General features: G+C 71.6%; 13 protein-coding genes. 9 read left to right on the top strand and 4 right to left on the bottom strand.

The genetic code is table 11. The features are described from left to right. Positions 1-43: 43 nt before the first annotated feature. From ISP_RS32520 to ISP_RS32500, 5 genes are all read left to right on the top strand, one after another. Positions 44-361 (top strand): YlxR family protein, encoded by a 318-nt coding sequence (locus tag ISP_RS32520; protein WP_080582936.1) that lies wholly within the window; start codon positions 44-46, stop codon positions 359-361. A gap of 78 nt (positions 362-439) precedes the next feature. After that, a complete protein-coding gene (gene infB, locus ISP_RS32515; RefSeq protein ID WP_013228121.1) occupies positions 440-3,454 on the top strand; it encodes a translation initiation factor IF-2 in 3,015 nt (1,004 codons plus the stop codon). A gap of 83 nt (positions 3,455-3,537) precedes the next feature. Further along, the gene (locus ISP_RS32510) at positions 3,538-3,831 is read left to right on the top strand and encodes a DUF503 domain-containing protein (RefSeq protein ID WP_013228120.1); all 294 of its coding nucleotides are present in this window, start codon (positions 3,538-3,540) and stop codon (positions 3,829-3,831) included. Positions 3,832-3,850: 19 nt separating this feature from the next. Next, positions 3,851-4,327, top strand: coding sequence for a 30S ribosome-binding factor RbfA (gene rbfA / locus ISP_RS32505; RefSeq protein ID WP_013228119.1), 477 nt, complete (start codon positions 3,851-3,853; stop codon positions 4,325-4,327). Positions 4,328-4,330: 3 nt separating this feature from the next. Next, positions 4,331-5,152 carry an alpha/beta hydrolase gene (locus ISP_RS32500; RefSeq protein WP_013228118.1) on the top strand — a complete coding sequence of 274 codons (822 nt, stop codon included), beginning with the start codon at positions 4,331-4,333 and terminating at the stop codon, positions 5,150-5,152. A gap of 159 nt (positions 5,153-5,311) precedes the next feature. Here the strand turns inward: ISP_RS32500 and ISP_RS32495 are convergent, their stop codons facing one another. The 3 genes from ISP_RS32495 to ISP_RS32485 are packed head-to-tail and all read right to left on the bottom strand — an operon-like array spanning position 5,312 to position 7,587. Next, on the bottom strand, positions 5,312-6,406 hold the full coding sequence (locus tag ISP_RS32495; RefSeq protein WP_013228117.1) for a hypothetical protein: 1,095 nt from the start codon (positions 6,404-6,406) through the stop codon (positions 5,312-5,314). A gap of 24 nt (positions 6,407-6,430) precedes the next feature. Continuing rightward, complete coding sequence (locus tag ISP_RS32490) at positions 6,431-7,048, bottom strand: class I SAM-dependent DNA methyltransferase (protein WP_013228116.1); 618 nt, start codon at positions 7,046-7,048, stop codon at positions 6,431-6,433. Next, on the bottom strand, positions 7,045-7,587 hold the full coding sequence (locus ISP_RS32485) for a TetR/AcrR family transcriptional regulator (protein ID WP_013228115.1): 543 nt from the start codon (positions 7,585-7,587) through the stop codon (positions 7,045-7,047). Before ISP_RS32485 ends, ISP_RS32490 begins: the two co-directional genes overlap by 4 nt. Before the next feature lie 158 nt (positions 7,588-7,745). Here ISP_RS32485 and ISP_RS32480 point away from each other — a divergent pair, with 158 nt between their 5' ends. Beyond that, complete coding sequence (locus ISP_RS32480) at positions 7,746-7,973, top strand: hypothetical protein (RefSeq protein WP_003084005.1); 228 nt, start codon at positions 7,746-7,748, stop codon at positions 7,971-7,973. Positions 7,974-7,993: 20 nt separating this feature from the next. Next, positions 7,994-9,145, top strand: a complete 1,152-nt coding sequence (locus tag ISP_RS32475; RefSeq protein ID WP_013228114.1) for an SPFH domain-containing protein — start codon at positions 7,994-7,996, stop codon at positions 9,143-9,145. Positions 9,146-9,157: 12 nt separating this feature from the next. Here ISP_RS32475 and ISP_RS32470 read toward each other — a convergent pair whose 3' ends face one another. Further along, a complete protein-coding gene (locus ISP_RS32470; protein ID WP_176742064.1) occupies positions 9,158-10,189 on the bottom strand; it encodes a TRM11 family SAM-dependent methyltransferase in 1,032 nt (343 codons plus the stop codon). Between the two features lie 25 nt (positions 10,190-10,214). On the opposite strand from ISP_RS32470, the gene ISP_RS32465 reads away from it, so the two are divergent. Both ISP_RS32465 and ISP_RS32460 read left to right on the top strand, forming a co-directional pair. Continuing rightward, positions 10,215-11,204 carry a DHH family phosphoesterase gene (locus ISP_RS32465; RefSeq protein WP_013228112.1) on the top strand — a complete coding sequence of 330 codons (990 nt, stop codon included), beginning with the start codon at positions 10,215-10,217 and terminating at the stop codon, positions 11,202-11,204. Positions 11,205-11,333: 129 nt separating this feature from the next. Further along, the gene (locus ISP_RS32460) at positions 11,334-12,653 is read left to right on the top strand and encodes an MATE family efflux transporter (protein WP_013228111.1); all 1,320 of its coding nucleotides are present in this window, start codon (positions 11,334-11,336) and stop codon (positions 12,651-12,653) included. Positions 12,654-12,758 lie beyond the last annotated feature (105 nt).

Raw genomic sequence — 12,758 nt, 5'->3', positions numbered from 1 at the left:
CCCGCGGCGGGTAGCCGAGCACCAGCCCCACCGGATTTCCCCGGTGCGGACTTGTGTCGGCTGCAAGCGGCGGGCATTGATCGGTGAGCTGCTGCGCGTGGTCGCGGTGGCCGGGCGGGTGGTCGTCGACGAACGTCGGCGGCTGCCGGGCCGGGGAGCGTGGCTGCACCCCGACCCGGACTGCCTGGCCAAGGCCGAACGGCGGCGAGCCTTCCCGAGAGCCTTGCGGGCTCCCGGGGCGCTCGACGCCCGCGAGGTCCGCGAGCACGTCGGGCGCACCACCCCGCACCACGATCCCGGGACGTCCCCGGGGTCGCGAGGAATCAAGGAAGCAGGTCGACCCGTCATGAGTCAGCCGTGAAGCTGAAGCCATGAGCGTCAGACAATAAGGACGAGGTCAGCGGGTTTTCCGCCTGGCCTCCCCTAGATGAGGAGAGTTGTGCCAGGCAAGGCCCGCGTACACGAGCTCGCGAAAGAGCTCGGCATCACCAGCAAGGACGTGCTCGCGAAGTTGAAGGAACAGGGCGAGTTCGTCAAGTCCGCGTCGTCCACGGTCGAGGCGCCCGTCGCCCGCCGTCTTCGCGACGCGTATGCGCCCAAGGGCGCCAAGAAGCCCACCCCCGGCCCGTCGGCGCGCCCCGGGCCGCCGGCCGCCAAGCCCGGTGCGCCCGCCGCCCCGAAGCCTCCCGCGCCTGCCCAGCAGGCTCCGGCGGCCAAGGCGGCCCCGGCCCCGGCCGCTTCGGCTCCGGTGGCACCCCAGCAGCAGGCGCCCGCGGCGTCGAAGCCGGCTTCCCCGGGGCAGCGCCCCGGCCCCCGGCCCGGCCCGCGTCAGCAGCCCGCCGCGCCCGCACCCCAGGAGCAGGTCCCGGCCGCGAAAGCGGACGCGCCCGCCGCTCCCAAGCAGGACACCCCGGCCACGCCCTCCGCGGGCGGCACCGGTTCGGTCGTCCCGCCGAAGCCGCAGGGCCCCAAGCCCGGCGGTCCCAAGCCCGGCCCGCGCACCCCGCGCGTCGGCAACAACCCGTTCGGCGTCGGTTCCGGCGCCCCGCCGCGTCCGCAGGGTCCGCGCCCCGGTGGCGGCCAGGGCGGCGACAACCGGCCCCCGCGTCCCGGCGGTGGCGCCGGCGGTGACCGTCCGGCCCCGCGGCCGGGTGGTGGCGCCGGTGGCAACCGGCCGAGCCCGGGCAACATGCCCCCGCGGCCGAACCCCGGCATGATGCCGGGCCGCACGCAGCGTCCCGCCGGTCCCGGTGGCGGCGCCCGCGGTGGTCCCGGTGGCGGCGCCCGTGGCGGCCCCGGCGGTGGCGGCGGCGGTCGTCCCGGTGGCGGTGGCGGCGGTTTCCGCGGCGGTCCCGGTGGCGGTGGCGGCGGCGGTGGCTTCCGCGGCGGTCCCGGTGGCGGCGGCGGTGGCGCCGGCGGCGGCTTCCGCCCGGGTGGCGGCGGTCCCGGTGGCGGCGGCGGTGCCCCAGCCGGTGGCGGCGGTTTCCGTGGCGGCGGCGGTGGCCGTGGTGGCCCCGGTGGCCGTGGCGGTACCGCGGGTGCCTTCGGGCGTCCCGGTGGTCCCTCGCGCAAGGGCCGCAAGTCGAAGCGGCAGAAGCGCCAGGAGTACATGGACAACATGCAGGCGCCCAGCGTCGGCGGCGTCCGCCTGCCCAAGGGCCAGGGCGAGACGATCCGGCTGCCGCGTGGTGCCTCGCTGACCGACTTCGCCGAGAAGATCGACGCCAACCCGGCTTCGCTGGTGCAGGTGCTCTTCCACCTCGGCGAGATGGTCACCGCGACGCAGTCCGTGTCGGACGACATCCTCGAGCTGCTCGGCGGCGAAATGAACTACAACGTTCAGGTCGTCAGCCCCGAGGAGGAAGACCGCGAACTGCTGGGGACCTTCGACATCACCTACGGCGACGACGCGGGTGGCGAAGAGGACCTGCAGGTCAGGCCGCCGGTCGTGACCATCATGGGTCACGTCGACCACGGTAAGACCCGCCTGCTCGACACGATCCGGAAGACGAAGGTCCGCGAGAGCGAGGCCGGCGGCATCACGCAGCACATCGGTGCGTACCAGATCGAGACCGAGCTCGAGGGCAATCCGCGCCTGATCACCTTCATCGACACCCCGGGTCACGAGGCGTTCACCGCCATGCGTGCCCGTGGTGCGAACTCGACCGACATCGCGGTGATCGTGGTGGCGGCCGACGACGGTGTGATGCCGCAGACGGTCGAGGCGATCAACCACGCGCAGGCCGCCAAGGCCCCGATCGTGGTCGCGATCAACAAGATCGACAAGGAAGGCGCGAACCCAGACAAGATCCGGCAGCAGCTGACCGAGTACAACCTCGTGGCCGAGGAGTACGGCGGCGACACGATGTTCGTCGAGATCTCCGCGCGGCAGAACATCAACATCGACGGTCTGCTCGAGGCGATCCTGCTGACCGCCGACGCCGCTTTGGACCTCCGGGCCAACCCGGACATGGAGGCCCAGGGCGTCGCGATCGAGGCGCACCTCGACCGCGGCCGCGGCCCGGTGGCCACCGTCCTGGTCCAGCGCGGCACGCTGCGCGTCGGTGACTCGGTCGTGGCGGGTGACGCCTACGGCCGCGTCCGCCGGATGGTCGACGAGCACAACGTCGACGTCACCGAGGCGCTGCCGTCGCGTCCCGTCCAGGTCATCGGGTTCACCTCGGTGCCGGGTGCGGGCGACACCTTCCTGGTGGTCGACGAGGACCGCGTCGCCCGGCAGATCGCCGAGCGCCGCTCCGCTCGTACGCGCAACGCGCTCAACGCGTCGCGCCGCAAGCGGGTCAGCCTCGAGGACCTCGACTCCGCCTTGAAGGAGACGAACAGCCTCAACCTGATCATCAAGGGTGACAACTCGGGTACGGTCGAGGCCCTCGAAGCCTCACTGCTGCAGCTGGACGTCGGCGACGAGGTCGAGCTGAACGTGGTCCACCGCGGTGTCGGTGGCGTGACCGAGTCGGACATCGACCTGGCGACCGCGTCCGACGCGATCGTCCTCGGGTTCAACGTCCGCGCCCAGGGCAAGGCGACCGAGCGGGCCACCCGCGAGGGCGTCGACGTCCGGTACTACACGGTCATCTACCAGGCGATCGACGAGATCGAGCAGGCCCTCAAGGGCATGCTCAAGCCGGAGTACGAAGAGGTCGAGCTGGGCCGCGCGGAGGTTCGCGAGGTCTTCAAGTCCTCCAAGATCGGCACGATCGCGGGTTGCCTGGTCATGTCCGGCGAGATCCGGCGCAACGCCCGGGCCCGTCTGCTCCGCGACGGCACGGTCGTGGCGGAGAACCTGCCGATCAGCTCGCTGCGGCGGTTCAAGGACGACGTGGTCGAGGTCCGCGAGGGCTACGAGTGCGGTCTGACGCTCGGTTCGTACGGCGACATCAAGGTCGACGACCAGATCGAGACGTACGAGCAGCGCGAGAAGCCGCGGGCGTAAGGCGTTTGTCCCCGGGTGTGCGGTTTAGCGCCGCGCACCCGGGGACTTCGCTTCCTGTTCCTACAACCCCACCTCACTTGCCTATGTTCGTCGGAGCTTTAGAGCTCGACATCCTGCTCGGCGACGTTCACTCGCTGAAGCAGAAGCGATCCGTGGTCCGTCCGGTGCTGGCCGAGGTGCGCAAGCGCTTCGCCGTGTCGGTGGCCGAAGCCGGGCACACCGACCTGCACCGCCGGACCCTCATCGGGGTGGCCGTGGTCGCCGAAGCCGGCGAGCACGTCCGCGACGTGCTGGACTCGTGTGAGCGGTACGTGGCGAGCCGGCCGGAGTTCGAACTGCTCTCCGCGCACCGTCGGCTGCTCGGCCCAGACGATTAGACCTTTCTAGGAGAACGACATGGCTGATCCTGCTCGGGCCCGCAAGCTCGCCAAGCGGATCTCGCAGATCGTGGCGTCCGCGATCGAACACGAGGTCAAGGACACCCGGCTGGACTACGTGACCATCACGGACACGAAGGTCACCGGCGACCTGCACGACGCCACGGTGTACTACACGGTGCTCGGCGAGAAGCTGGACGTCCCCCCGGACTTCGCCGGCGCCGCCGCCGCGCTCGAATCGGCGCGCGGGATGCTCCGCACGAAGGTCGGGCAGGGCACCGGGGTCCGCTACACGCCGACGCTGACGTTCGTCGCGGACACGATCCCCGAGGAGTCGAAGCGGATCGAGGACCTGCTCGCGAAGGCCCGCGAGGCCGACGCGGAGGTCGCGCGCCGCTCGGCGGGAGCCCAGCACGCGGGCGAGCCCGACCCGTACAAGGCGCCCCGCGAAACCGAGGACGACGACGAGTTCGCGGAGGAGGAGAGCCGGGGCTGACCCGTGCTCTCCCGCCGTGGCCTGCTCGCCGGCAGCGCACTCGCGCTGCTGGCGGGCTGCTCGTCCCCACCCGCCGGGCCACCGCCCGGCCCGCCCGCCGTGCCGGAGCCGACCCACCCGGCGGCGCTACGCGACCCGGTGACGGTCCAGCGCATGCACTCGGCGGCCCGCGGCACCGACGTCGACCTGGTGCTGATCACGCCCGAAGGTGTCCCTGCCTCGGGCCTGCCGGTGTGCCTGGCCCTGCACGGCCGTGGCGCCCAGGCGCGGACGTTCCTCTCCCTGGGCCTGCCGGCTCTGCTGACGGCGGCGGTCCGCGCCGGAACACCGCCGTTCGCCTTCGCGGCCCTCGACGGTGACCACTATTGGGTGAACGTCGGTTCCGACGACCCGCAGCGCATGCTCACCGACGAAGTCCCCGGCTGGCTGGCCGCCCGCGACCTGCGTCCGCCGTCGGCGGTGTTCGGCATTTCGATGGGCGGCTTCGGCGCGCTGCGGTTCGCCCGCGCGCACCCGGACCTGAAGGCGGTGGCCACGGCGAGCGCGGCCCTGTTCGTCAGCTGGCCGGACGCCCGCAGCCGCAAGGTTTTCGCGGACGAGGCGAACTGGCGCGACTCGGAACCCCTGCTGCACACCGCCGAGCTGCGCCCCGGCTCCCTCGGAGTGTGGTGCGGCGAGTCGGACCCGTTCCTGGGGGCGGACCGCCGGCTGGTGAAGGCGGTTTCGCCCGCGGTGTCCCGGTTTTCCCCGGGCGCCCACGATGACGAATACTGGCGGGGAGTACTGCCGGAGATCGTGAAGTTCGTGGGCGAGCGCTTGCCGTGACTGAGGTGTCCGGCCTGTCCAAGGCCGTCTGGACCGACGCCGACTTCCCGCAGCTGGGCTGGCACGACTGCCGCGTCCACGCGCTCGGCTTCATCGAGGAAGACGACCCGCCACCGGGCCTGAGCGCGGCGGCCTCGGCTTCGCCGAGCAGGCCTTCGCCTAAGCCACCATCGCGAAGGCGCCGTAGTACTCCCCGTCCAGCGTCCGCGTTCCGCTGCGGTCCGGGCTCACCTCGGCGCCCACCCAGCCCTGGAACGCTCCCGCGTCGTCGATCACCTGCAACAGCGGCCGGACGTGGCTGTTGAGCAGGTAGCACCCGTCGTACGACAGGCATTCGCACCAGAACTCGTAGCTGTTGCGCCGGCCGCCCAGGTCGCCGGTCAGGTAGTAGAACCTCCGGTCGCCGCTGGTGGTGAGCTTCTTCACGCACTCCTCGTAGCCGGCGGCGTCCGGTTTCCCGCAGCACGACGCCGCGTCGCAGTGCGCCCCCTTCTGCACGTACCCCAGGCACGAGCCGTCCGTGCAGGCGTTCCAGTCGGGGCCGACGGTGAAGTTGCCGGCCGATCCCCGGGCCACCGTGGTGGCCTTGTCGTTGTTCCAGCTGTGCGCCTCGTACACGTACGGCCGTTGCGTGGCGCGGATCGTGCTCATCGACGCCTTGCTGGTCACCGCCAGCGAGGCGGTGCTGCCGTAGGCGTAGCCACCGGTGATCGAGTACGTGTCGTCGACCAGCGCCATCCGGCCCAGGCCCGGGTGCAGCTCGGAGACCGCCCAGGTCTCGCCGAGGTTCACCGCGGTCGTCGAGCCGTTGATCGTGCTGCTCGTCCAGGTGATCGTCACCTGGCCGGACGTCGAGTCGTAGGCGTAGGTGCCGGTGAAGTGGCCGTTCGGGTCACCGGTGAACCCCGGCGCCGTCTTGATCGGGCAGTTGTTGCGCGGGTTGGTGCCCGGCTGGAACTCGCCGCAGTAGTAGACGTCGCCGCTGTTGGCCGGGACCGGGAAGTCGCGCTGGCTCCACGTCCAGAAGTTGTGCTGGACGGCGTTGCTCGACGGGTCGAACACCAGGTAGCCGAGCCGCACGTAGTTGTTCCCGGGGGCGTCGGTGAACCCGGCGACGCTGACCACCCAGTTCTGCTTGCCCAGTGGTGGCGGCGCGGCGTGTGCGGCGGACGCGCCGAGCAGCAACGTCGCAGCGAGCGCGGAGAGGACGACAGTAACGAACACGCCGAACCGGCGGAAAACCCCCATCTGCATGGGGGAAGGGTAACTGATGAACCACTACTTCGCGGCGAACAAAATCGCCTGCGGCACCTTGGCCCCGGGGCTCAGCAGCCATTCGGCGTCCACGGTGAACCCGGCGTCCCGCACCCGCCGGGCCAGCCACCACGGCTGCCGGAGGTGGACGTTGACCCGCATCGGGTGCCCGCCGTAGCCCTCGGTCTTCAGCCGGGTGCCCGCGCCGACGTGGTAGCCGATCATCAGCAGGCCGCCCGGCCGCAGCACGCGGTGGAAGTGACCCAGCGTCGCCGGCACCGACTCGTCCGGGACGTGGATCAGCGACCAGGACGCCAGCACGCCCGCGACCGACCCATCGGGCAGCGCGAGGTCCGTCATCGACCCCACCTCGAACCGCAGCCCGGGGTGCGACCGTCGCGCGAGGTCGATCATCCCCGGCGACAGGTCGACGCCGGACGCCTCGACGCCCAGCGAAGCCAGGTACGCCGTGAAGTGCCCCGGCCCGCAGCCGACGTCCACCACCGGCCCGTCGACCTCCGCGGCGAACAGCTTCAGCGCCGCCTTCAGGTACGGCTCCTTCTCGAGCGCGTCCGAGACGAAGTCGGCGTAGCTCGACGCCACCGTGTCGTACGACGTGGCGGTGTCCGCGAGCCAGGTCATCGCGCGCGCAGGCCGTCGAGGACCATGCCGAGCGCGCGCCGCCAGTCCGGGGTGGCGGTGGCCGCGGCGAACACGATCGCGAGGTCGGGCCCCCGGAAGTCCGGCCGCAGCGCCCCCGCTTCCTGCGCGCGCGAGATGATCCGGTTCATCCGGGCACCGTTGGCCTGCTTGGCTTTCTCCAGCCCCGACGCCGGGTCGAAGGCCCGCGAGCACACTTCGGTGAAGCCGCGGTCGGACACCTGCATCAGCACCGAACGCTCGAGGAACAGGACGAATCCCTCCCACGGGTCCTCGCACGCGAGGGCCTCGTCCAACACGGCCTGAGCTTCTTCCAGGGTCGGCAGGAAGGCGGCTTCGACGAGGTCCGCCCGCGTCGGGAACCGGTTGTAGAGGGTGCCGATCGCGACTTCGGCGCGCCGCGCGATTTCGTCGAGCGGGGCGTCGACCCCCTTGGCGCCGAAGACTTCCCGCGCCGCCGCGACCAGTGCTTCCCGGTTGCGCCGGGCGTCCGCGCGCAGGGGACGTTGCTCGACGGTCACGCTCGGAGAGTATAGCCGTGGCTGCACGCCTGAGCGGCTCGCCCGGTTGCCTGCCTGATCGGAACCTCACAGTGCCCACGGCGGGGAGCGGCCGGGAGCACAATGGTGCCAGCGGGGGTGAACCCGCACCGAGACGGCCACCGAGGGAGGTCGGCACCATGCACTCCGACCTTTCCCCGTCCGGCCGCACCGGAGTCCTCCTGGTCGGCACCCGCGGGCAGCGGGGCCCCGGGGAGGTGCTGATCAGGATCAGGGGTGGCTTGGAAACCTTCCTGGCCTGGTCCGACACGGAGCTGCCGAAGGGCACGACCGTCCTGGTCGTGGAAACCCGGGGCCGGCGCACGGTCGACGTCGTGGCGTGGGACGCCTCGGATCCTGCTTCCTAGTGCTCGTAGAAGGAAAATCGATGTTCGGTTATCGCGTGCCGGCTCCCAACGAGGCGATGCTGATCTCCGGGGGCAACAGCAAGAGCGCGGCGCCGTTCCGGGTCGTCACCGGCCACGGTGCGTTCGTCATGCCGGTCTTCCGGAAAGTCCGGTTCCTCACGCTCGCCATGTGCGAGGCCGAAGTGACCGAAGTGTGCGTGACGAAGCAGGCCATCGCCCTCACGGTGCGGGCGGTGATCGCGTTCAAGGTCGGCAACGACACCGAGAGCATCGTCAACGCCGGCCAGCGGTTCCTCTCCGACCAGGACCAGATGTCCGTGCTGACCGGCCGGATCTTCGCCGGTCACCTGCGGTCCATCATCGGGTCGATGACCGTCGAGGAAATCATCACCGAGCGGCAGAAGCTCGCCACCGAGGTCCTGGACGGCTCCGCGGTGGAGATGGCGAAGATCGGGCTGACCGTCGACGCCCTGCAGATCCAGTCGATCGACGACATGAAGCTCGGCTACATCGCCGCGATGGCCGCGCCGCACAACGCCGCCATCCAGCGTGATGCGCAGATCGCCCAGGCCGTGGCGAACAAGGCCGCGGCGGAGGCCGAGCAGGAGTCGCAGCGGACGCAGGCCGAGTACGCCCGGCAGACGTCGATCGTGCAGGCGCAGTACCGGGCCGAAGTCGAGGCGGCGCAGGCCCAGGCGTCCCAGGCCGGCCCGCTCGCGCAGGCGAAGGCGCAGCAGGAGGTCATCGACGCGCGCACCGAGCTGGCCCAGCGCGAAGCCGAGCTGCGGCAGCAGCAGCTGGTCGCCGAGGTCATCAAGCCCGCCGACGCCGAGGCCGAGCGGATCCGCATCCTGGCGCTGGCCGAAGCGGAGAAGATGCGCGTGCAGGCGGAGGCGGCCGCGTCGAACAACCGGGTCGCGCTCGACCGGATGCTCATCGACCAGCTGCCGCAGATCGTCAAGGAAGCCGGGCGCGGCCTGTCGGGGGCGAACGTCAACATCCTCAACGGCGCCGACGGTCTCGGCGAGATGGCCGCGGGCCTCGTCGGCCAGGGACTGTCCATCTTGGACTCGGTGAAGCGCGGCCTGAACACCCCGCCCGCGCCCGCCACCGGTGCCCCGGAGGACAACGGGCACGCCCCGGCGCCCGCCCGGGGTGAGCTCACGCAGTAGCGCTTTGTCGACTCAGGACGCCGGTTTCGCCGCGACGACCAGGTCACGCAGGATGGCCTGGTCCACCCGGTGGGCGAACTCCTCCCACGGCCCGCCCTCGCGGACGTCGAGGCCGGCTTTCCGGAGCACCTCGACGAGCTCTTCGCGCGGCAGCACCGTGGTGTTCCACGAAATCCCGAGCGCCCCACCGGGTTTCAGCACCCGCGTCCACACCGGGACGGCCGCGGCGAGCAGGTCGCGCGGGCTGCGCTGCAGGCCCGTCTCGCGGTGGCTGCCGTGCTGCACGCCGTACGGCGCGTCGGTGACGATCACGTCGCAGGAGTTCGCCCGCAGCACCTCGTCGGTGGTCAGGGTGTCGGCGTTGAAGTAGGTCAGCTTGCGCTTGTCGCCCGCTTTGTACGCTTCCTTGTCCAGTGCGTACTCGATGTCGAGGCGGCGCCCGAGCCGGGCCTTGTTGCGCCGCAGCTGTCCTGACTCGGCGGTGTGCTTGACGCGCTTGTTGCGCAGCCACGTCTTGATGAACGCCTCGTAGGCCTCGAAGTCTTTGGCGTCGACGTCCAGGCCGGTCGCGTGCAGGCCGTACATCATCGCCTGGTTCAGCGTGGTCCCGCGGCCGCACAGCGGGTCGAGCAGGTACTTCGGCTGGTCCGAGAAGGGGTCCGCGGTCGCCAGCAGCGTCACGTTCACCAGCAGCTTGGTGAACAGCTCGTTCGTCTTGCCCGCGTACTTCTGGATGGTCAGCAGGTCCGAGTCGGCCTTCGCCAGCGGTGTCACGGGCACCGGACGGAGGACGCCGTCACCCAGCTCGAACAGCGCGTACAGCGACGAGACGTTCGACAAGAGCGCGAGATCGCGCTCGCCGAGGGGCGCCGAGCTGGTGAAGCGCACGTAGCCGACGCCGCCGAGCTCGACCTCGTCGATCGCGGACAGCTCGGCCGCCAGCCGCGCGCCGAACACCGCCAGCTCGGCGCGCAGCAGTGCGGGGGAGGAGGCGGCGTAGACCCGGTTGGCCGAGGGGTAGACCAGCATCGCGTACTCAGGCATCCCGCAGAGCGTAGCGTGACGCACCGTGACCCCTACTTCGGCGCAGGACATCCGGGACGCGGCGGACCTGCTCGCGACAGCCGGCGATGTGACGATCCTCGGCCACGTGCGGCCGGACGCGGACGCGCTGGGCAGCGCGCTGGCCCTCGGCCGGGCACTGCGGCAGCGCGGCGCCCGCGTCCGCGTCTCCTTCGGCGAGCCCGACGAGGCTCCGGAGACGCTGCGGTGGCTCGACGAGGACGGCCTGCTCACCCACCCGGACGCCCTCCCGGACGCCGAGGAACTGCTCGTCTGCGTCGACACGCCGACGCCGAAGCGGCTCGGCCGGCTCGCCGGGCGCGTCGAGCTCGCCGGCGCGGTGCTGGTGATCGACCACCACGCGACCAACACCTTCTACGGCACCTGCCACGTCGTCGACGAGAGCGCCGAGGCCAGCGCGGTCCTCGTGTTCCGCGTCCTGGACGAGCTGGGCGCCGAGCTGGACGAGCCGATCGCGCGCGGGCTCTACGCGGGGATCGTCACCGACACCAGCGGGTTCCGCCGGGCGAGCCCGGAGACGCACCGGATGGCGGCCCGGCTGCTCGAAGCGGGGGCCGATCCGGAAGCGATCGTGCGCCGGATCGTCGACGAGCGCCCGTTCGCCTGGCTGCCGATGCTCTCCTCGGTGCTGCGCGAGGCCCGGTTGGAGCCGGAAGCCGCGCAGGGCCGGGGGTTCGTGCACGCGGTTGTCGGTGTCGACGCCGCTCGCACCGTGCGCGGCGAAGAGGTCGAGTCGGTCATCGACGTCGTCCGCTCGGTGCGCGAAGCGGCCGTCGCGGCGGTGCTCAAACAGGACCCGGCGCACCCGGAGCAGTGGCAGATTTCGCTGCGGTCCATCGGGATCGACGTCTCGGCGGTCGCGGCCGAGTTCGGCGGCGGCGGGCACCGGCAGGCCGCGGGCTGCACGATCGCGGGCTCCGCGGACGAGGTCGTCGCCGGCCTGCGCGAGGCGTTGGAACGGGCGCCGCTGCTGTAGCGCGCCCGGTCCCGATGCAGTGAATGACTCATTCCTGACGTCCGACGCCAGGAATGAGTCATTCACTGCGTTCGGTCGTGTTCCCGCCGGTCAGAACGGTCGGTGGCGGTGGTTAGAGTCCGGATCGTGGTGAACGCGGAGGAGATCGAGCGGGTCCCGGCGAAGCGCGTGCTCGGCCTGGCCGTGCCCGCGCTGGGGGTGCTGGCCGCCGAGCCGCTGTACGTGCTGGTCGACACCGCCGTGGTAGGTCACCTCGACGCGTTGTCGCTGGCCGGGCTCGCGCTCGGCGGCGTCGTGCTGGCCCAGGTGTCGAGCCAGCTGACGTTCCTGTCCTACGGCACGACGTCCCGCACCGCCCGGCTGCACGGGGCCGGCCGCCGGACCGAGGCGGTGCGCGAAGGCGTGCAGGCGACGTGGCTGGCGGTGTTCGTCGGGCTCGTCGTGCTGGCCGCGGGGCAGCTGCTGGCCTGGCCGATCGCGCGGGTGCTTTCGGGGAGCGACCAGATCGCTTCCGCCGCCGTGTCGTGGCTGCGGATCGCGCTGTTCGGGGCGCCGCTGATCCTGATCACCATGGCCGGCAACGGCTGGATGCGCGGGGTGCAGGACGCCGCGAGGCCGTTGCGGTACGTGCTGGCGGGCAACGGGATCTCGGCCGTGCTGTGCCCGGTCCTCGTGTACTGGGCCGGGCTGGGGCTGGAAGGTTCGGCGATCGCGAACGTCGTCGCGCAGGTGATTTCGGCGTCGCTGTTCTTCCTGGCGCTGGCCCGGGAGAAGGTCGGGCTCCGGCCGGACGTCAAGGTGATGCGCGCCCAGCTCGGCCTCGGCCGCGACCTGGTGCTGCGCAGCCTGGCGTTCCAGGCGTGCTTCGTCTCGGCGGCGGCCGTCGCGGCCCGGACGTCGACCGAGGCCGTCGGGGCGCACCAGGTGGTGCTGCAGCTGTGGACGTTCCTGGCGCTGGTGCTGGACTCGGTGGCGATCGCCGCGCAGTCGCTGGTCGGGGCGGCGCTGGGGGCGAACTCGGCGCGGCAGGCGCGCGGGGTCGCGTCGCAGATCACCGGGTACGGGCTGCTGCTGGGCTGCTTCCTGTGCGTGCTGTTCGCGGCGTTGTCGTGGGTGCTGCCGCACGCGTTCACGTCCGACCCGGGCGTGCTGGCGGAGATCCCGCACGCGTGGTGGTTCTTCGTGGCCCTGCAGCCGATCGCGGGCGTGGTCTTCGCCCTGGACGGCGTCCTCCTGGGCGCGGGCGACGCGGCCTTCCTCCGCAACGCGACGCTCGGCAGCGCCGCGCTGGGCTTCCTCCCCCTGATCTGGGCCTCCCTCGCCTTCGGCTGGGGCCTCACGGGCATCTGGACCGGCCTCTCGTGCTTCATGCTCCTCCGCCTGGCCGCAGTCCTGGCCCGCTGGCGCTCCGGAAACTGGGCCCTGACCGGCGCCACCCGCCCCACCTGACGTGCGCAAACAGCCATCAAGCGTGATCAGAAGGTCAACTCGCGTGATCAGAGGGTCAACTCGCGTGATTGAAGGGTCGACACGGTGGGGCCCGCATGCCGCCGC

The organism is Amycolatopsis mediterranei (assembly GCF_026017845.1).
GTDB lineage: Bacteria > Actinomycetota > Actinomycetes > Mycobacteriales > Pseudonocardiaceae > Amycolatopsis > Amycolatopsis mediterranei.
Note: the sequence above shows the minus strand (reverse complement) of the source record. Positions and strands in the feature narration are given on the sequence as shown.

Coding starts and splice junctions, on each gene's coding strand:
- ISP_RS32470 (WP_176742064.1), bottom strand. CDS start 10,189: ATGCCTGAGTACGCGATGCTGGTCTACCCCTCGGCCAACCGGGTCTAC.
- ISP_RS32480 (WP_003084005.1), top strand. CDS start 7,746: ATGCACTCCGACCTTTCCCCGTCCGGCCGCACCGGAGTCCTCCTGGTC.
- ISP_RS32475 (WP_013228114.1), top strand. CDS start 7,994: ATGTTCGGTTATCGCGTGCCGGCTCCCAACGAGGCGATGCTGATCTCC.
- ISP_RS32510 (WP_013228120.1), top strand. CDS start 3,538: ATGTTCGTCGGAGCTTTAGAGCTCGACATCCTGCTCGGCGACGTTCAC.
- ISP_RS32490 (WP_013228116.1), bottom strand. CDS start 7,048: ATGACCTGGCTCGCGGACACCGCCACGTCGTACGACACGGTGGCGTCG.
- rbfA (WP_013228119.1), top strand. CDS start 3,851: ATGGCTGATCCTGCTCGGGCCCGCAAGCTCGCCAAGCGGATCTCGCAG.
- ISP_RS32495 (WP_013228117.1), bottom strand. CDS start 6,406: ATGCAGATGGGGGTTTTCCGCCGGTTCGGCGTGTTCGTTACTGTCGTC.